This window comes from Coleofasciculaceae cyanobacterium (assembly GCA_036703275.1).
GTDB lineage: Bacteria > Cyanobacteriota > Cyanobacteriia > Cyanobacteriales > Xenococcaceae > Waterburya.
On the sequence record DATNPK010000040.1, the window covers coordinates 1 to 17,571 of the forward strand.

23 protein-coding genes are annotated in these 17,571 nt (G+C 39.2%); 7 read left to right on the forward strand and 16 right to left on the reverse strand.

Features of this window, described 5'->3' with window-relative positions; genetic code table 11:
• From V6C71_08645 to V6C71_08660, 4 genes are all read right to left on the reverse strand, one after another.
• Nucleotides 1-630, reverse strand: a 630-nt coding sequence (locus V6C71_08645; GenBank protein HEY9768561.1) for an A/G-specific adenine glycosylase, incomplete at its 3' end; no start/stop codon positions are given.
• Nucleotide 631: 1 nt separating this feature from the next.
• Nucleotides 632-1,537 carry a DNA polymerase IV gene (gene dinB, locus V6C71_08650; GenBank protein HEY9768562.1) on the reverse strand — a complete coding sequence of 302 codons (906 nt, stop codon included), beginning with the start codon at nucleotides 1,535-1,537 and terminating at the stop codon, nucleotides 632-634.
• On the reverse strand, nucleotides 1,525-1,761 hold the full coding sequence (locus tag V6C71_08655; protein HEY9768563.1) for a hypothetical protein: 237 nt from the start codon (nucleotides 1,759-1,761) through the stop codon (nucleotides 1,525-1,527). The genes dinB and V6C71_08655 overlap by 13 nt, the downstream gene beginning before the upstream one ends.
• Before the next feature lie 74 nt (nucleotides 1,762-1,835).
• Nucleotides 1,836-2,762, reverse strand: a complete 927-nt coding sequence (locus tag V6C71_08660; protein HEY9768564.1) for a GIY-YIG nuclease family protein — start codon at nucleotides 2,760-2,762, stop codon at nucleotides 1,836-1,838.
• A gap of 410 nt (nucleotides 2,763-3,172) precedes the next feature.
• Here V6C71_08660 and V6C71_08665 point away from each other — a divergent pair, with 410 nt between their 5' ends.
• Entirely contained in the window at nucleotides 3,173-3,781 is a 609-nt protein-coding gene (locus tag V6C71_08665) for a hypothetical protein (protein HEY9768565.1), read from the forward strand.
• A 113-nt stretch (nucleotides 3,782-3,894) separates the two neighbouring features.
• Nucleotides 3,895-4,137, forward strand: coding sequence for a hypothetical protein (locus V6C71_08670; protein ID HEY9768566.1), 243 nt, complete (start codon nucleotides 3,895-3,897; stop codon nucleotides 4,135-4,137).
• 450 nt (nucleotides 4,138-4,587) lie between these two features.
• On the opposite strand, the gene V6C71_08675 is transcribed toward V6C71_08670, so the two are convergent.
• From V6C71_08675 to V6C71_08715, 9 genes are all read right to left on the reverse strand, one after another.
• Nucleotides 4,588-4,848 carry a hypothetical protein gene (locus V6C71_08675; protein ID HEY9768567.1) on the reverse strand — a complete coding sequence of 87 codons (261 nt, stop codon included), beginning with the start codon at nucleotides 4,846-4,848 and terminating at the stop codon, nucleotides 4,588-4,590.
• 306 nt (nucleotides 4,849-5,154) lie between these two features.
• Nucleotides 5,155-5,427: a hypothetical protein gene (locus V6C71_08680; GenBank protein HEY9768568.1), complete on the reverse strand. Its 273-nt coding sequence runs from the start codon at nucleotides 5,425-5,427 to the stop codon at nucleotides 5,155-5,157.
• A 348-nt stretch (nucleotides 5,428-5,775) separates the two neighbouring features.
• Nucleotides 5,776-6,537, reverse strand: coding sequence for an SDR family NAD(P)-dependent oxidoreductase (locus V6C71_08685; GenBank protein ID HEY9768569.1), 762 nt, complete (start codon nucleotides 6,535-6,537; stop codon nucleotides 5,776-5,778).
• Nucleotides 6,538-6,557: 20 nt separating this feature from the next.
• Entirely contained in the window at nucleotides 6,558-7,382 is an 825-nt protein-coding gene (locus V6C71_08690; GenBank protein HEY9768570.1) for an ABC transporter ATP-binding protein, read from the reverse strand.
• Between the two features lie 26 nt (nucleotides 7,383-7,408).
• Nucleotides 7,409-8,008 carry an isochorismatase family cysteine hydrolase gene (locus V6C71_08695; protein ID HEY9768571.1) on the reverse strand — a complete coding sequence of 200 codons (600 nt, stop codon included), beginning with the start codon at nucleotides 8,006-8,008 and terminating at the stop codon, nucleotides 7,409-7,411.
• A 93-nt stretch (nucleotides 8,009-8,101) separates the two neighbouring features.
• The gene (locus V6C71_08700) at nucleotides 8,102-8,914 is read right to left on the reverse strand and encodes an ABC transporter permease (GenBank protein ID HEY9768572.1); all 813 of its coding nucleotides are present in this window, start codon (nucleotides 8,912-8,914) and stop codon (nucleotides 8,102-8,104) included.
• An 8-nt stretch (nucleotides 8,915-8,922) separates the two neighbouring features.
• The gene (locus V6C71_08705; protein ID HEY9768573.1) at nucleotides 8,923-9,951 is read right to left on the reverse strand and encodes an ABC transporter substrate-binding protein; all 1,029 of its coding nucleotides are present in this window, start codon (nucleotides 9,949-9,951) and stop codon (nucleotides 8,923-8,925) included.
• Nucleotides 9,952-10,117: 166 nt separating this feature from the next.
• Nucleotides 10,118-11,119 carry a fatty acid desaturase gene (locus tag V6C71_08710; GenBank protein HEY9768574.1) on the reverse strand — a complete coding sequence of 334 codons (1,002 nt, stop codon included), beginning with the start codon at nucleotides 11,117-11,119 and terminating at the stop codon, nucleotides 10,118-10,120.
• Nucleotides 11,120-11,156: 37 nt separating this feature from the next.
• Nucleotides 11,157-12,002: a polysaccharide deacetylase gene (locus V6C71_08715; GenBank protein ID HEY9768575.1), complete on the reverse strand. Its 846-nt coding sequence runs from the start codon at nucleotides 12,000-12,002 to the stop codon at nucleotides 11,157-11,159.
• Nucleotides 12,003-12,194: 192 nt separating this feature from the next.
• On the opposite strand from V6C71_08715, the gene V6C71_08720 reads away from it, so the two are divergent.
• Both V6C71_08720 and V6C71_08725 read left to right on the forward strand, forming a co-directional pair.
• Complete coding sequence (locus V6C71_08720; protein HEY9768576.1) at nucleotides 12,195-12,674, forward strand: Lrp/AsnC family transcriptional regulator; 480 nt, start codon at nucleotides 12,195-12,197, stop codon at nucleotides 12,672-12,674.
• Nucleotides 12,675-13,054: 380 nt separating this feature from the next.
• Complete coding sequence (locus V6C71_08725) at nucleotides 13,055-13,198, forward strand: hypothetical protein (protein ID HEY9768577.1); 144 nt, start codon at nucleotides 13,055-13,057, stop codon at nucleotides 13,196-13,198.
• Nucleotides 13,199-13,222: 24 nt separating this feature from the next.
• On the opposite strand, the gene V6C71_08730 is transcribed toward V6C71_08725, so the two are convergent.
• From V6C71_08730 to V6C71_08740, 3 genes are all read right to left on the reverse strand, one after another.
• Nucleotides 13,223-13,501 (reverse strand): hypothetical protein, encoded by a 279-nt coding sequence (locus V6C71_08730; protein ID HEY9768578.1) that lies wholly within the window; start codon nucleotides 13,499-13,501, stop codon nucleotides 13,223-13,225.
• 52 nt (nucleotides 13,502-13,553) lie between these two features.
• Nucleotides 13,554-13,901, reverse strand: a complete 348-nt coding sequence (locus V6C71_08735) for a hypothetical protein (protein HEY9768579.1) — start codon at nucleotides 13,899-13,901, stop codon at nucleotides 13,554-13,556.
• 103 nt (nucleotides 13,902-14,004) lie between these two features.
• On the reverse strand, nucleotides 14,005-14,580 hold the full coding sequence (locus V6C71_08740) for a hypothetical protein (protein HEY9768580.1): 576 nt from the start codon (nucleotides 14,578-14,580) through the stop codon (nucleotides 14,005-14,007).
• A gap of 362 nt (nucleotides 14,581-14,942) precedes the next feature.
• Here V6C71_08740 and V6C71_08745 point away from each other — a divergent pair, with 362 nt between their 5' ends.
• From V6C71_08745 to V6C71_08755, 3 genes are all read left to right on the forward strand, one after another.
• Entirely contained in the window at nucleotides 14,943-15,188 is a 246-nt protein-coding gene (locus V6C71_08745) for a helix-turn-helix transcriptional regulator (protein HEY9768581.1), read from the forward strand.
• A 255-nt stretch (nucleotides 15,189-15,443) separates the two neighbouring features.
• On the forward strand, nucleotides 15,444-17,195 hold the full coding sequence (locus V6C71_08750; GenBank protein ID HEY9768582.1) for a DUF5906 domain-containing protein: 1,752 nt from the start codon (nucleotides 15,444-15,446) through the stop codon (nucleotides 17,193-17,195).
• Nucleotides 17,196-17,331: 136 nt separating this feature from the next.
• Nucleotides 17,332-17,571 (forward strand): hypothetical protein (locus V6C71_08755; protein ID HEY9768583.1); only part of this gene is annotated, 240 nt, incomplete at its 3' end.

Consider the following 17,571-nt stretch of genomic DNA (forward strand, 5'->3'; position numbering starts at 1 on the left):
TGAAAGAGGACACTGTAGACATTTAGGATTTCTAGCAGTACAAACTTTAGCTCCAAAGTCCAGTAAAGTTAGATTCCAACGTCCCACTTCCGATTGGGGTGCAATTATTTCTGCTGCATTCTGGAGGATTAAAGAGCGAGACTTAACCCTTCCTCCTTTAATGCCAAAGAACCGTTCGAGAATACGAGCGACGTTAGTATCTAACACTGCTGCTGGCTGTCCGAATGCCTGAGAAAGTATCGCTCTGGCAGTGTACTTGCCGATACCTGGTCGCTTTAATAGTTCTGTTTCTGATTGGGGTACTTTTCCCTCGTATTTCTCAATAATAATCTTGGCTGTTTCGGATAATCTTTCTGCTCTGAAAAACAAACCCAATGGTTGCAATAGTTTAGCTACATCTTCTACAGAGGCGATCGCCAGCCGTTCTACTGTAGGATACTCAGTTAGAAAGGCTTCATAGATAGGTGCGACTGTATCTGCATCGGTTCTCTGTAACAAAAACTCAGCAACCATAATGGAGTAAGGATCTAAGGTTTGGCGCCAGGAATAGTCTCTTAAGTTACGTTCTGCCCAAGTGAGAAGGCGATCGCCAAACCATTTAATTCTTTCTTCGATTATGATATTTTCCACATTATTCAAACAATGACAATTGAACCGTCCGTAGCTGCTTTTTTTGATGATCGAGATTGGATAGTGAGATACCCAACAAGCGAATACTTTTATCTTCCAGTTCGACTATTTCCAGTAATGCTACTGCTTCTCTCATAATCGCATCCAAACTATCGATACAATTCTCAAAAGTACGAGAGCGCGTAATCTGTTGATAGTCAGAAAACTTTACCTTCAAAGTCAGCGTTCTACCCGAAGCTTGATGCAGTTCGATCCGTTCGACGAGCGTTAAAGCAATTTGTTTGAGTTTAACTATTATCGTTGCTTTATCCTTCAAGTTCTCGGCAAATGAATTTTCTGCGCCAATGGATTTGCGAATACGATTAGCCTCAACTGCCCTATTGTCCTTTGCTCTGGCAATGTTGTAGTAATAATTACCCGTTTTGCCAAAGGATTGCACTAAATAAAAAAGCGATCGCTCTTTTAAGTCAGCCCCAGTCCGAATCCCCAAACTCTTCATCTTAGCTGCGGTAACTTTACCAATACCGTGAAACTTTTCTATCGGTAGTTCTTCTACGAATGTTTCGGCATCTTCTGGCAGGATGACGGTCATACCGTTTGGCTTGTTCATTCCCGATGCTATCTTGGCTAAAAACTTGTTGACCGAAACTCCAGCCGAGGCGGTAAGGTTGGTTTTTTGAAATATGTCATCGCGGATGTATCGGGCAACTGTAGAAGCATAAGGCAATCCTGGCTTGTTTTCGCTTACATCGAGGTATGCTTCATCTAATGCAATTGGCTCAAAGATATCGGTGTAGCGTCTAAAAACATCGTGGATTTGTGCCGATACTGCTCGATACACTTCAAATCTTGGTTTGACAAACATAAGATTGGGACAAAGAGCGATGCCTACGGCTATGCTTCGCAAATCGCCGTTCTAGATGGCATAGCCGAATGAATCCCGAACTTTCTAGCTTCATAACTAGCAGCAGCTATATGCGAAGCGGTATCCTTTAGGACTACTCCGCGTTGAATGGGAGAAGCACCCACAGCTAAAGGTTTGCCTCGGTATTCTGGATTGTCTCGTTGCTCTACCGATGCGTAGAAAGCATCCATGTCAATGTGAATGATTTTCCTGGTATGATTCGCCATCACTTGAAAACTGAATAACCTTCGTTAGTGTAACTGTACTAATAAAGATTAGTCGTGTAATTCTAGATTTGGTTTTAAAAAGCGATCGCCTTAGTCTTATCCTGCCAAATCTTTAATTCTTCTCCTGAGAAAACTTTCGGCTGCATCGAACACAAATCTTCTAAAACTGGTGTGACATCTCCGAACTTGTAGTATTCGGTCAGCTTTCCAATACGATAGTTAAACTCTTTGTAGCGATGCTTAAAATAAAGTTCGACATTACCTCTATGCTGCCAAGTACCCAGTACATTAATACTTATGTTTGAATAGTGTTGTTTTAAATCTTTCTCGATCTCTGGGAGGCGAGCGCACATCCGTCTACTGGTTACGCCTATCTTATGCAAAGTTTTACCATCAGCATTAATCTGAAGAAAATAAAGAGTAAATCGAAGTATGCGCTGTAGTTGCAGTTGATAAATTTTTAAGTCGGCTAGTTTTTCCTCTAACAGTTCTCCACCAATCGCTTTAGCCATCTCAACTGAGTTAGTCAATTTATCTAGTTCCGACAGTATCAATGGTTCTTGTACGGCGTTAGATCCAGATAGAGATAGTCCACCAACGGGAATCTTGCCCCTTGCGGTAAAGTAATAGCCTTGTGGTGTCCAATTGAATAGTTTCTTCATTTCTAGTTCAAAAGGAACAGTAATAATGGCGTAGTCTGTGTTGCCATACTCCCGCCACAGGTCTTTTAGTAGCTGAAAGTGTTTACCCGATAGCTGAAGATGAAAATTATCGTATAGCGGTAACGATGGCAGCTTGCCTTTTCTAATTTTAAGATAGGTTTCGTGACTATGAGCAAAGTGATGCTGCTTAATTCTGCCTTTCTTGGCTGTCAAACTGCGATGCCTTCGGCTAGCTTCGCAACCGCAAAAAGGACAAACAAGATTAGTTTTGCCCGAAGTTACCTCTTCAATCGTTATTAGTTCACCTTCGGGGCTAACCCTGTATTTTAACTGCCACATTAATTAAGAACAATTCGGGCGGTCAACATCTGGAGCGAACCTCCAGATTACGCCCTCAAAAAATACTAACCAGATATATAGTAATTTTGAATTAGTAAGGTAACAATCTATACCTAGTCAGATTTGTTGAAGTTAGGTGTTAGAAAATATCGTGATGTAGTTTACGCCTTTGTATAGCAACGGAACAATTTTGGTCGAATCGTGAAAACTCAGGTGCTGAAACCTTTATAAATAAATGAATTTTTATGTAAATTTAGAGTGATGCAGAGCGAATACAAATCAATTAGTATGAGATTATTACAGATAAACATATCAATTTATGACTGAAAGCATGGCTGAACTGGCAATGTTATGTCTTTTCGGAACTCTTTTAATGCTTAAAAACTTTTAATAAGTTAAAAATTATAACTATGTTGCAAATAAAAGATTTAAATCTAGCAAAAATTCTACCTTTATCGCTAATTCTGCTCCTTTTTCCTCTAACATCGTGTCAAGTAGAGCAAGAACAAGCAGGTCGCTTACCTGATGTAGAGGTAGAACCCGGAAGGTTACCAGAATTTGATATTGAGGGACCTGATGTAGATATTGGAGTAACCGAGCGCACTGTTACAGTGCCTAAGGTCGTTGTCGTACAGGAAGAAGAAACCATTGAAGTTCCTTACATTGATGTCGATGTACCAGGTGCAGAGCGCAGTGAGCGTACTCTCACTGTTGAAGTAGAGGTACCCTCTGCTGGTTATAATCTGGAGATTCAAGATGTATATGTGGTAAGCAATGAGCTTTGGGTAGTTTCTCAACTTGAAGAAGAAAATCCCAATGCACCCCAGGCAATAGTACGTGCATCGGATCGCATTGCTATTAATGCTCCAGATATGGCAGTGCGGCACTACATTATCGGAGAGCGCCCCACCGGTACCTTAAACGAACAGTACACATTTATTGGCAACCGCGAACAGATTGCCTCACAACTAGAATCAGGACGGCAGCTTTATCGACAACAGGGACAGGCTGGTAGCTAAGGCAAATTATACCGTTGAGCAAAAAAAGCTAGATAGAGCGAAACGCTGAAACGATCATAGCTCGACAATTCATTTCGACTAAATCATATTCAGTGATAGTTTAATATTAAATATTGAATATCGAACAGCTTCGTAAGAAATATCTAAAGTTAGTTAATGAAGAATTACCAGCACGAGCCAAGCAACGTGAGTTTCCCGTACATTTCAATCATTGTTTTGCCAGAATCATTCTCGACAATCTCTTCAATCGCTGTTGGTATGAAGTAATCGATCGCCAACAGAGTGCAGCCTACAAACAGCTATCGGTAGAACAGCTAGAAAGAGGTGTTTGTTTAGCAGAAGATTTTGGTCGCTAAGAGATTTTTTGATACTAACTTTTCCACTTTCGATTATTGGAGCTTAAATTTAGTATCTTCTGTAATAACTGTATAGTAATAGTTTTAGAAAAAACTGTCCCAGTAAAAGGCTAAAGTGGGACACTAGCTCAAAAATTCTCATCTTGTTCAGCAGCGATCGCAATAAAATTTTACTCTTAAAATCAAAATCTTTTATTTATAGGGGTTTCAGCACTTCAATTTTCCTTACCGACCAAAATTTCTCCGTTGCTATACAAAGGCCGTTTATGAATAAAGTGCGATCGCTCGTCGGGATACGCGGAGCGCGACGCGAAGGACGCGCCTCCAGGCGCTAATCCTTTAGGGCTAGTCCTTTAGGGTAATCGCAGCGAAGCCATTTTAAAAATATCGAATACGAAAATACTCAAACTATTCTATATATGACAGAGATTGAATGTTTGGCTTTAGTTATTATGATGCAATTTTAGAACTAGCTAAATCGATCAATTCCTGTAACTTTTCTGCTCCGATATATTCAATTATTTCTGATAAATTTTCTTCGGTAATCTCGCCCTGAGAAAGAATTCCCGCACGCCAATGATTGATATTGTCATAAATATTAGGGTCAATTCTCGCTGCATTTGCTTCTACGTATTGTTGGAGTTCATGAGCTAAAGCAAAGACGAGCTTTGACTGGTTTCGGTTTTGAGAACGGGAAGATTCGTTTTCCACAATTAATAATGAATTAGATTAGTAGTTATCATTTTTACTGAAAATACTACTTCTTTGTCTTAAGATTTTGCTCGATATCGAACGATAGCTTGTTCTAATTTTGGAGTCGAGGCTAGAATATTGCTTTAAATCTTGTCAAACGGCTTGCCGTACTTACTCCAGTTCTCTTTATTAAACGGTGACTGCCAGCGTAGAATTAATTCTCGCGATCGTCTTCAAACGAGCAGTGCGTAAGCGAAGCCATGCCGTAGGCTTATCGCTCGGTGTATCGTACCAAAAAGCACTACATATGCGAAGCGGTATCCTTTAGGACATCTTTACTTCTAATCCATACTTACGATGCAGTTCTACGTAATTTAGAGCGTAGTCTTTACAGTCATGCGTCCCGTTCCATCTAGCTTTGACTGTCTGCATTGTTTCTCCCACGTACAGCAGCAGTGGCAAGGCATTGTCGATGATGAAGTAGATACAGATTTTTTCTTGATGTTCTTTGAGTCTATAAAATTGGGTGTTATGCAGCTTTAAGGCAAAAGGGTTAATAGAATCGCTGTCGCAGTGACTTCTGGGTGGGTCAAACAAACTTGTTTGCTTTCCTAAAGGACGACGCGTAGCTAGTGTGACCGAAGGGAATCATGCACGGGCTTTAGCATACCGCTTCGCGTCCTAAAGGATTCCCTAAAGGGTACACCTTCGGATAAGCTAGCGCGTCACGCGAAGCTAGTCATGCACGGGCATATGGTGTAGGAGTATTAAGTGTGCGTTGTTGATACTTAAATATTCGTGATTTCCATTTTAATAAAGCCTCTTTATTTATTAACTCTTTCGGTTGCTCTACTCTAAAAGCAGGTCTTAGGTTGAATAGATTTAATTGTTCGCTCACGTTCGGTATCGGGTTGACTGCCAAAGCTGTCACAATATCACAATAAACTAAATAATTGTCTTCCCTCCGTCTACCATAATTGCTGCGCCGTGAACAAACTGAGCATTATCACTAGCCAAAAACAAGGCAACTTTCGCAATTTCTTCTGGAGTACCCAGCTTTCCTGCGGGAATAGAATCAACCGCAGCTTGAGCTTCCACTTTAGGGTTAGTTGCTAAATTAAATTCTGCCTGTAACATAGGCGTGTTAATAGGGCCTGGACAAAGAGCATTAACCCTAATTCCTTGTTTTGCCCATTCTGCCGATAAAGCTCTAGTCATGGCAATTACTGCCCCTTTAGTTCCACAATAAGCACTGTATAGGGGTTGACCAACGATCGCCAGTTCTGATGCCGTATTAATAATTACGCCTTCTTGCTGTTTTACCATTTGAGCGATCGCGTGTTTGCAGCCAAAAAAGACTCCTTTAAAATTAATTCCAATTAAACGATTCAAATCCGCTTCGGTAATTTCAGTAGTAGGTTTAATAATAGATATTCCTGCATTGTTGTGCATGATATCCAATCGACCAAACATCGATACAGTAAGAGCTATCGCATCCTTAACTTCTAGCTCTTTACTGACATCAAAAGCTAAAGCCCGACATTTTCCCCCTGCTTGCTCAATTAATTCTTGAGTAATTACAGCTTCAGTTTCATTAATATCTGCTGCCATAATAATCGCTCCTTCTGCTGCAAAACACATAGCAGTAGATCGACCAATTCCCGAGCCTGCCCCAGTAATCAGAGCAATTTTCTTTTTTAGCCTCATCAAAACTTACTACTTATTACCTAACGAAGTGCCTGAAGTACCTGACGTTTATGTTCAATAAACTCCCCTGTAAGTTTAATATCTAACTTACGTTGGGTTGGTAAATCGATGTTAATTGACTTTTCAATTCTCCCTGGGTGTGCCGACATAATATATATTTTCTTCGAGAGAAAGATTGCTTCTTCCACATCATGGGTAATCATCAACAGAGTAATGTGAGTCTTATCCCAGAGATCGTACAAAAACTCCTGCATTTGCTCTTTTGTTTGGGCATCTAAAGCCCCAAAAGGCTCATCTAACAACAATATTTCTGGTTTATTGGCTAAAGCACGGGCGATCGCTACACGCTGTTTCATCCCTCCAGAAAGCTGCTTGGGATAGGCATTGGCAAACTGAGTTAAACCAATAATTTCGAGATAATAGCTAATAATTTCTCTACGTTCGGCTTTAGATATTTTTTTGAGCTTCAGACCAAAGCCAATGTTTTGAGCTACGGTAAGCCAAGGAAATAAGGTGTAATTTTGAAACACCATTCCCCGATTTGCCCCAGGCCCTAATAATTCTGTACCATCAATTATTACCTTTCCTTTGGAAGGAGGCAATAACCCGGCAATAATATTAAGCAAAGTCGATTTTCCACAGCCAGAAGAGCCAACGATACAGGTAAATTCATTAGGGTAAATATTTAGATTAATCCGATCTAACACTAATAGTTGTTTACGACTATCTTTAATCTTTGCAAAGCTTTTGGAGAGATTACACACTTGTAATTTTGGCTCAACAGAATCTAATTCTCTCAAACTCTGTTGAGAATTGGTAACAACATTAGTGGGTAAAGAAGTCATAATAATTTTGAATAGGATTAGCAATATTAAACAGGTTGAACCGAAACACTTGCAGCATCAACGAATACCTGAGTGGTAATTAGAGCATCTCGCTGGAGATATTGCATGGCTTTTAAAGCAGCTTCATGAGCATCCCAATCAGAACCCGCACAACAGTCTTCAATTACATAAAAGTGATAATCTCTTTGATGAGCCTCGGCAACAGTGTAGTGAACGCAAACATTGGTTAATGTACCTATGACTACTAAAGTATCTACCTTCAAGCCCCGCAGTAAAATTTCTAAGTCCGTACCGAAAAAGCAACTATAGCGACGCTTGGCGAGCGCATATTCTCCATCGCGGGGATACAATTCGGGATGAAAATCTGTACCAGCCCAAGTTTCTAAACAGTGAACGGGTTCTGCACCGTCTAATTCTCTACCAAAGTCCACCATTTCTTTACGATGGACTTCTTGGGTGTGAATGACGGGTAAATTCATTTCTCTAGCTGCTGCTAATACCTGTTTAGCTCTGGGTAAAACCTTATCTGTTCCCACTAGTTGCAATGCGCCCCCATGGAAAACATCAGCCTGTAGATCGATAATTAGCAGTGCTGTAGAATTGTTGTCTAAATTAAAGTCAGTCATAGAGTTGAGATATTACTGCACTTTTTAATTGTTTAAAACTTATTACCTATTACCTATTACTTAACGAGAACCAAATTGACCAACGCTCAAAGATTATTCCGCCCAAGGTAATGCCAGTCGATAAAGCACTTTAAAACTATAATCTAGTAGCAAACCGATAATTCCAATAATTAGAATACAAAACAGAACCTTGTCAGTATTTAAAAACCTTTGAGAATAAATAATCTTAAAACCCAAACCATTTTGGGCTGCAATCAGTTCTGAAATTACCAAAAAGTTCCACGCCCCCGCTACATTAACTCTCAAAGTGTCGATAATACTGGGAATAGCAGCAGGTAAAATTACCCGAAACAGCAAATTTACTCGATTTGCCCCCAAAGTATATGCTGCGTTGAGTATTTCATTGGGTATAAACTTAACCGCATCGGCAATCATAATAGCGTTGTAGAAAACAATGCCGAGGAAAATAATTAATATCTTGGAAATTTCTCCCAAACCCGCCCAGAGAACAATCAAAGGCATAAAAGCAGCGATAGGCATATAGCGCACCACACCTACAAATGAACCAAATAAGCTCTCCATGCTTTTAAAAGTTCCCATCAAAATCCCTAAAGGAATTCCTACAATTGCAGCTAACAGAAAACCAGCTAAAACCCGACCAAAACTGGCAATAATATCGACGATCAAATCTTCCGATCTAAACATTTCAATACCAGCTTGCAATACTGCTGTTGGGGTAGGTAAAAACTGAGGATTAACTAGTTCGTTGTAGCTGAGGGACGACCAAATAGTTAAAGGTATAATTAGAGCAATTATAGTTAGCAATAACTTTAACCAAGTTGGAAAACCCTGGCGAATACTCCAAAAAACTGAAGGTCGCAAATAGGATGATGGTGGTTTATTCATAAATATTCTTAATTATTTGCCTGAAAAGATTGAATAAATTTGGGTTCAATAAGTGTTGCCAGATCGGGAACAGTTTTAATTTGTCCCTGAGAAACCAGAAAATTTCCCATTGCATTGAGAGAATTCAAGATATAAAGATCGCTATTAACATCGGTCAACATTTCGATGTTAGTTTCTACTCCAGGTAGCCCAATTCCTGCTAGATCCGCATTCAAAGCTTCGGGAGTTACTTCTAGTTTAGCTGCTGCGATCGCGATCGCTTCTTCTCGATTTGTTTCGATAAAACTAAGGGCTTTAGCAATACCTGCTATAAATACTTCTACTGCTTCGGGGTTGGCTTCGATGTACTCGCTACTAAAACTATAAAAATCGGAGATTGCGCTAGGCATTTTAGAAGAATCGTAAATAATTCTACCGTCAGGTTGAGCGGAGTTTGCCTGAGTTAAAAATGGTGCATAACTACTGGCAATATCTACATTACCCGCTTGATAAGCTGCTGCTGCGGTGGCTGCATCAGCATTAATAATTGTAATATCTTTATCGGTTAATCCTGCTTGCTTTAATACCTGTAACAAGAAAAAATGACTCACCGCACCCTGTTCTACAGCTACTTTTTTACCTTTAAAATTTGCAATATCCGTTACACTATTACGGGCTAAAATTCCGTCTCCTCCTTGGGAATTATCTTGAACCATGACAACTTTAAATTCTTTTCCTTTGTCTGCCATAAGTACAGTTTCAGAAGTAACAGAAGAGATAACTCCATCAATTCTATTTGCCAAGAATGCCGATATATAATCTGTATTTGCGCCAAAAATCTGTAAATTTACATCAAGACCATTTTCGACAAAAAAGCCTTTTTCTTGTGCAATATAAAAGGGAGTTAATCCAATCCAAGTCACCCCTCCTAATGTCATTTTCATCGGCGAAGATTGAGCTATAGAAGGAGTGACACTGTGTACAAGCAACCCTCCAGCTAATCCAGCCATAAATTTAATTGTTGTACGCCGAGATAACCGTTTTTTGTTTGAAATCATAATTTTAGTAATAACTAATGTTTAAACTCTACTTTGATTGCTGGAAAACTTCATAAAAATACTATTAATTATTTTTTATTTAATGTATCCAAAATGTCGCAAATAATGAGATCTTTATTAATTATTAAAAATTGCCTATTAAAATAAAATAGTGCAGAGTAACTTTTTATAAAGGAGTTAGCAAAGAAACTCCAATTCCACCAGTAAAAAATGTAGTCTCTTGAGCCTCATTTTGCGTGTTAATATCTCCTTGTCCGCCAAATAAACGAGCAATCCGAAAGTGATGATAGTTACTGATTAATTTAGATAAGGGTAATAAGTTTTTTGCTTCATTACCATAAAGACTTTGATGTAGTTCTGGTAAACGATACCAAGGACAGCGCATATCATGATGGTGGACGTTGTGATAGCTAAAATTCAGATATAGCAAATTTAACCAGGGATGCTGATGAGAAACAAAGTTAGAAAAGGTATTTGCCTGCTCATAAATGCGATCTCGTTTAGTAATTTCTGCTCCTGAAATAGCATATTCATAGGTGTGATGAAAAGCATCTGCAAAGCGAACCAGGTTAATAAAGCAAATATAGGCAAAGAAATAGAGAACTAAAGCTTGCCAAGAAATAAAACCAATAATTATGGCTATGGTGCTACGATACGCCACAATACCTAACGTTTGCATCTTCAAATGGCTTTTTTCAGGATTTTTGAACGGGGCAACGATTAACCGCCAACGCATAATAAATCCAAAGGCGGGAAAGTATGCCCACTCTAAAGCTACTAAAAAAGAGCGTATCGGTTTGGGTAACTGCTTAACAAACTCGGTAATATCAAATGGTACGAAGTCGGCATGATAAATATGATGGTTGATGTGATGTTCCACCATATCGTCATAGGGTGCATAGCAAGCACCATTCATATGAGTAAATATCTTGCCAAATAAACGATTAAGATGACGTTGTTTAAAAATATTGTCGTGGAGTAATTCGTGAATTAGATAAGCGGAAAGCACCAAGCTATGAACTGTTAAAATTACTCCTGCTACATTTAATCGCCAATCGTGAGGCAGTAATAAACCAACCCCCAACAAATAAATTACACCTATATACCCTACTACCAAACTATTAAGTAAGGCAGGATTAAGCCCTATCGTTAAAGTGTTTGTCTTCATCGATCTACTTATTATTTATTATTTATTACCTGTTTACCTAAAAGCCAACCTCTGACATCGAAGCAGTCAAACTTTGTTGTTGATGATGGTGGGCAATCTCTTCGCAGGTAGTCAACCAAACGCCATCAAACGATCGTATATATTCGATCAGCCTCTCCAACATTAAAACTCTAGCTGGTCTACCAATTAGTTCTGGGTGCATAGTTAAAATAAAAGCTCCTCCATAGTGGTGCATCCCTTCAACTTCTTCTTGCCATAGTTGTAAAGCTTTGGCGCAAGTTTCAATTACTCCACTTCCAATTGAGGGATTCATGTGAAACGCAAACTGTTCCCAATCATCATTTGTCCAGTGAACGGGAATTTCAACTAAATCGCCTTTTTTAGTTGAAATGGTATAAGGAACATCATCATCCATTAAAGAAGAGTCATAAACCATACCGTGACTTGCCAAAAGTTCTGGGGTACGGTCGTTTACATCCCAAAGAGGTGCGCGATAACCAATAGGTCTGATGCCTGTAATCTTTTCTAAGATATCGCAGGTTTTGACTAGTGCCGTTTCTTCTTGAATTAAATTTAAGTCGGATACCTTTTCGTGCAAATAACCGTGTACGCCAATTTCGTGACCCTCATCGCTAATTCTTTTAATTAAGTCTGGATATAATTCTGCGGTGTAGCCAGGAACAAAAAAAGTAGCTTTAACCTCTTGTTTCTTAAGCATATCCAAAATACGAGGAACGCCTGTTTTAGGACCATATCTTGCCCAAGTGATCGCCGATAACCTTTGAGACATTTTTGGACCTTCTGCAAGTATGCCTGATTCTCCATCTACATCAAAGCTAAGAACCGCAGCACAACGTCGATTTTTCGACCAACTATACGTCATTGTTTATAACCTGTTTAATCAACACAAATTTAAAAAAATCGAAGCAATTTCACTTTTCTGTGTATTAAGTAATAAATTAGCTAAAAGCGTAATTTTAAAATGTTATTTTTGCTACAAAGCTAATTTAATTACTTTTGATTGTTATTATCTGAAATAATATAGGTATTATTCATTTTTATCTGAAATATGGTAATGAAAAAGGATCGAGAGTCCGAAATAGAAAATTTAGAATTAGACTCTATAGATCGAGACATTATCGATCTACTTCGTACTGATGGGCGAATGTCTTTTCGGGAAATCGCTCGACATCTAGACATCCCAGAGGCTACAATTCGCTATCGAGTACAGCGTCTTTTACAGTCAGAAACTATTGAGATATTAGCCCGACCTAATCCCGCTAAGATGGGAAACACTAATATTATTATTCTCTGGCTGACGGTTAAAAATAATTGTATTGAAGCTGTCGCCGAAACTCTAACACAGCTTGAAGAGGTGCGATTTGTCGCGATTACGGCTGGAAGTAATAACATCGTTGTCGATGTTTATTGTGGGACACAAGAAAAGCTATTTCCTTTTTTTCAGAAACTTCACCAAATTGAAGGCATTATTACATATGAATCTCAAACTATTTTAAAATTGCTCAAAGCGGAATACAAGTACACCTTGTCTTGAGGACAAAATAAAAAAATAAATTAATATTAACAAATATGAATTAGTCAAATCTTAAATAAAAACTCAAAAGCGGTTTTTACAGTAAGTTTTAAAATTAATTTGGTTAAGCCAATCTTCAATACTCCGCTATGGAGCTACAACAAAAAACCCAGTCACTATTTAAGTAACTGGGCTAAACTATTAATCTATATGACTACGTTTGTTATCCTTGGAAAACTATTCACCAGCTTCTTGTTGTAGAAGATTTACATCTTATCAAGCAAGATGCTGAAGCTAGAACTACTAGTTCTTGGGAGCGGTCGATACTCAATTCTGTTGATAATATAAATCGCACCAACAGAAGAAGAAAGTCGGGTGGATACTATGCCAGTCACGAGGATTTGCTAGAAATAATTGAAGAGGCATACCCCAGAGCAATCAGGGAAGCTTCTTACGAAGCGTTTGAAGGTAAGCTCTCGACCTCAGAGCTAGAGCAAAAGTGCGATCGCGTTTCTCTTAAAAACAAAGCGATCGCATTTTTCTAATTGATGACACGCCCTAATTACTGCTCATTTTTTGGTTCTTCGTCGCCGTTGCCTTTGGGGACGATGATTAGAAGCAATAGAAGCATTAATTACTTGAACATCAAAGAGTAAAGGATGTCGATAGTTGCTCCCTAGATCAAGAATAGCATCAACAATTGCTGTTCTAATTGATTCTAGGTCATCACTCAAATAGAGTCGTTGGGAATCGCCAAAATACGTAAGAGTAGAAAGTTGAGCGAGATCGAAACCTGGATTATCAATAGTTCTGATTTCGACTACCAAAAGACGTGATGGTTGATTCATTTCTGGTACTATAAATGTAGGATAAAATCTTGTTTTGAGGGAGAAATCAAGATTAGAAGGGAACATCTTCAATCAATTGAGCAGTATCATCTTGATATTGGTGGGCAAAATCTTGATGTTGTTCCCACAAAGACAAGATAGTTTTTCCTTCATCGGACTCTTGAGGAATAATCATCTCTTCGATAGAAGAATGAAGTAATTCAACAGAGCGATCGCGACGAGTCAATGAAGCACTATTGTCAGGTGTAAGTCTTTGCCGAGGATAGATGAAAGGTGATTTGCCTTCACTTTTATGTAGTAGGTAGCGGGTAGCGGGTAGTCCTAAAGGATAAGCTTCGCAAATAGGTAAAATAAACAGCCTTTCAAAATACAACCTGTCTTTTTCGATTTGATTATCCAAACCTACTACCTCCTACCTCCTAACTAATCAAAGCGATGCCTTCGGCTAGCCCTAAAGGATTAGCTAACGCGTCCTTGGCAATCGCCTTTTTCGTAGTTAAGAATTAGAATGGCTCGTCAGTATTAGTAGTGAAGTTACGAGAGAAATAACCTGTGGGTGCAGCTTCTTCCATTGGATAGCCATCACGGTCTAGTTCAAAAACTTCGGTTGGGAATGCTTCATTACTTTTATCTTTTGCACCATTAACAATGCAATCATTAGTCTTCTTATAACTGGTTTTAGCAGAATGATTGAACTGATGACACCAACCTTTACCGTTATTGTCGTTATAGTTTTGGAATCGAGCGCAAGTTAAACAAGTCTTTTCTATGTGGCGAATTAAAGCTGTCTCTTCTCTCCAATAGCTTACTTGTCCATTGCTGATTTTGTATTTCCAGTATGGTTGGCTCAAAAGTCTTCCCGATGGTGTCTTCGATTCGATTAGTTCTAAAGCGTAGGTGGTGTATGCGATAGAGGGGAATGAGTTAATAAGCTCTACTTTTTCACCAAAGACAAATAAAGGATGTTCGTAGTTATATTGAGTTTCTGATGGGTGAATATTAGGAGCGAATTCGATGGTGACGAGAGGGCGCTCTTGAGTAGACGTTACTGGCTTGACTGTTAAAGCTTGTGTAATCATAGGTATTGACCTCTTAATTGGTGGTTATTGAGAGTAGTTAAGCTTTCCACGGCAGTAACTACTCTCTGTCATTTTTGATGCAGTCGTTTTTCTTAGTTTTTAAAATCGACCTTAAGAAGCTTAGCTAGTAAGGTATTTTCTTAGATGTTTTACTCAAGTTGTTTTTAAATTGCCTAGATATATCAAAAAAGCTGCAATTTAAAACTGATGAGAATTGTAAAGACTGTCCGATATTTAGCAGTATTTGGTGAGCGTTTAATTTGCCTCTAAATATAATATATTACGGTAAAATCGTAATATCAAGCAGTTGTGTATTTATAAATTACGCTATAATCAGTATTGATAAAATTTGAGGGTAAATTATGGCTGCTGCGTTTAAAGTGATTAGGTGGAGACTTAAAGAAATTATGGCGAGATATGATATTACAGGTATTGCTCTGGCTAAAGAATTAGGTGTTAGAGAAGCTTCAATTTCCAACTTGAGAAAATCTTCAACTATGCCTCGTATAGATGGCAACCGCGTTGATGAGCTTTGCAAAGCATTAACCAAGCTAGCAAATAAAAAAATTAGCTTTGCTGACTTGTATGAAGAAATGGAAGAAGATTGATCTCCTTTTTATTTTTTGCTTTATGTGAAAAATAAATCTCAAAGCAGTCAAGACAATTAAAAAGCTCAAATTTAATCTATTACAGATCAAAGGCGATCGCCTTCCGTGACAAGAAATTGCGATCGCCTTTATTAACCAAATCCCTGAAGGAGGGAATTTAATGATTACTTACATTGTAAAAGAGGTGCAGCAAAAGCGCATCTCAACTTTCACAGTATCTAAAGAAAACCGCCTAAATCTAGTGGGAGGTGCAGCATGATTGGATTGATTGCACCATTTGAGATCTTAGATTATCTAGACCGTTTAAACGTAGTCAAAAAAACTTCCGTTGAATACCACTGCCTTTGCCCAGTCTGCGGAGACGGAGGATTTAAGATAGATCGCCAGGACGGGAAATACCAAGCATTTAAGTGTGGATGCGATGTAAAAGAGATACGAGAAGCAATACGACCTTGGAGTGAGGCTTGCGCCCAAGGGCAAGAGTTAAAGGGAAAAGGGAACAAGAAACAAACTAAAACCAAGCAACAATTAGCGAATCAAATCAAACTAGCCCGATTCGATTCACCCGCCGAAGACTGCCCACAGCCAGAATCAGGCAAAATACCAGAGTGGTTAGTAAAACAAGGAATACCAGCCGAGGCAGTAGAAACTCGCTACTGGTATTCCAAAACGCAGTGGGTGAGTAGGTTTGAGTGGAAAAATGGTGATGGAACTACTGAAAAAACCATCAGACAAGGACATATTAAATCTAATGGATTAATTGAGTGGAAAAAAGGCGGTAAAGACTGGAGAGCATACCGACTAATTGAAGCAGTCAAATATTGCCCAGACAAGTGGGTATTGGGCTTAGAAGGAGAAGGGTGTGTCGAAACTGCCCGTGCGATCGCCCTATGTGCAATTACATGGCAGGGGTCGAATTGGCAGGAGAAAGCGATCGCCTCTGACTTAACAAAACTTAAGCAAAGTGGAGCAGCAGGATTAGTTTACTTTCCCGACCATGATGAAGCGGGAGAGAAGAAAGCTGAGTTAGTTAAGTCAGTTTGTGATGGGCTTAATTTTCCTTGTTTAGTCCTTTCGCCTACGGATGTTTGGGCGGATATGCCAGTCAAAGGAGATATTACCGATTGGGTAGAGGCACAGACAAATTTAAGTACAGAACAATTAATCAGAAAACTAGAATCAGCAGCAGCGACCGCCTATCAGAAAGAAGAGCAAGAGAAAATTGAACTTAAGGCAGCCTGCTCATTAGCTAGTCTCCCCAATTGGTCACAATCAGATATTGCCGAATGGCTAGCCCAGAGGTACAGAGGACGTTTGGCTTGGAACACGGATTCACAGGAATGGTCTTACTACAGTTCAGTTACTAAAGGCATTTGGAGTAAAAACTCGACCGAAAGAATTGGTAGATTGGTCAAATCAGAAATAGGCGCGATCGCGTTGCAGATAGCCAAGGCAAATAAGAAGAAACCAACTTACACCATAAGCTTTGTAAATGGTGTAACTGCATTGCTCAAGTTTGACTTAGAAGTAGATAAGTGGGATGAATCGACAGGACTATTACCATTACTCAATGGTGTTCTAGACCTAAAAACAAGGAAGTTGCTGCCCCATAGTCCAGAGAACAAACTAACGTGGTGTTTGCCATATAACTACAACACTTTGGCAACCTGTGAACCAATCCAAGAGTGGCTGTTAAGCATGTGTAATGGCGATCGCGCCCTGGTGCAGTTAATGAGAGCCTATTTACTAGGGATAGTTACAGGCAGAACCGATTGGCAAAAGTATTTAGAACTAGTGGGACCTGGAGGAACAGGAAAAAGTACCTTCACCAGATTAGCGATTGCTTTAGTAGGGCAAGAAAATGTTCACACCACGACGCTGAAAAAACTGGAGAAAGAAAAGTTTGAAACTGCCTCGATTGCAGGAAAGAGATTGGTATTAATCAACGATTCAGAGAGGTATGCTGGCGAAGTCGGGAAGCTTATAAAACCTTACAGGGCAGGATAGTTTGCCTTATGAAGTGAAATTTAAGCAGTCGAAGGGAGGGTTCACACCTTCTGCCTTAGTAATTGTCAGCACTAACGAAGTAATCCAAAGCTGCGATTACATGTCGGGGTTGGCAAGAAGAAGAATATCTATACCGATGTTCAATCAAATTAAGAGCGATCGCCAGAAGAATCTAATCGAACACAAAAATGGTCAGATGAGGGGTGAATTTCTACCATACACACCAGGATTGCTCAATTGGGTGCTGGCGATGAATGAAGAATCGGCGACTTCAATCGTAAAGAATTATGAAGTATCCGTCCCTTCGCTGTTGGCAATGAAAGCCAAAACTTTGGTTGAGACAAATCCGATTGCCGATTGGTTAGACAACTTTGTA

Bases quoted from the DNA above. Each gene is read 5' to 3' on its own strand.
- V6C71_08715 (HEY9768575.1), bottom strand. From the start codon at position 12,002: ATGACGTATAGTTGGTCGAAAAATCGACGTTGTGCTGCGGTTCTTAGC.
- V6C71_08745 (HEY9768581.1), top strand. From the start codon at position 14,943: ATGGCTGCTGCGTTTAAAGTGATTAGGTGGAGACTTAAAGAAATTATG.
- V6C71_08750 (HEY9768582.1), top strand. From the start codon at position 15,444: ATGATTGGATTGATTGCACCATTTGAGATCTTAGATTATCTAGACCGT.
- V6C71_08705 (HEY9768573.1), bottom strand. From the start codon at position 9,951: ATGATTTCAAACAAAAAACGGTTATCTCGGCGTACAACAATTAAATTT.
- V6C71_08740 (HEY9768580.1), bottom strand. From the start codon at position 14,580: ATGATTACACAAGCTTTAACAGTCAAGCCAGTAACGTCTACTCAAGAG.
- V6C71_08730 (HEY9768578.1), bottom strand. From the start codon at position 13,501: ATGAATCAACCATCACGTCTTTTGGTAGTCGAAATCAGAACTATTGAT.
- V6C71_08720 (HEY9768576.1), top strand. From the start codon at position 12,195: ATGAAAAAGGATCGAGAGTCCGAAATAGAAAATTTAGAATTAGACTCT.
- V6C71_08660 (HEY9768564.1), bottom strand. From the start codon at position 2,762: ATGTGGCAGTTAAAATACAGGGTTAGCCCCGAAGGTGAACTAATAACG.
- V6C71_08655 (HEY9768563.1), bottom strand. From the start codon at position 1,761: ATGGCGAATCATACCAGGAAAATCATTCACATTGACATGGATGCTTTC.
- V6C71_08710 (HEY9768574.1), bottom strand. From the start codon at position 11,119: ATGAAGACAAACACTTTAACGATAGGGCTTAATCCTGCCTTACTTAAT.
- V6C71_08695 (HEY9768571.1), bottom strand. From the start codon at position 8,008: ATGACTGACTTTAATTTAGACAACAATTCTACAGCACTGCTAATTATC.
- V6C71_08700 (HEY9768572.1), bottom strand. From the start codon at position 8,914: ATGAATAAACCACCATCATCCTATTTGCGACCTTCAGTTTTTTGGAGT.
- V6C71_08690 (HEY9768570.1), bottom strand. From the start codon at position 7,382: ATGACTTCTTTACCCACTAATGTTGTTACCAATTCTCAACAGAGTTTG.
- V6C71_08665 (HEY9768565.1), top strand. From the start codon at position 3,173: ATGTTGCAAATAAAAGATTTAAATCTAGCAAAAATTCTACCTTTATCG.
- V6C71_08685 (HEY9768569.1), bottom strand. From the start codon at position 6,537: ATGAGGCTAAAAAAGAAAATTGCTCTGATTACTGGGGCAGGCTCGGGA.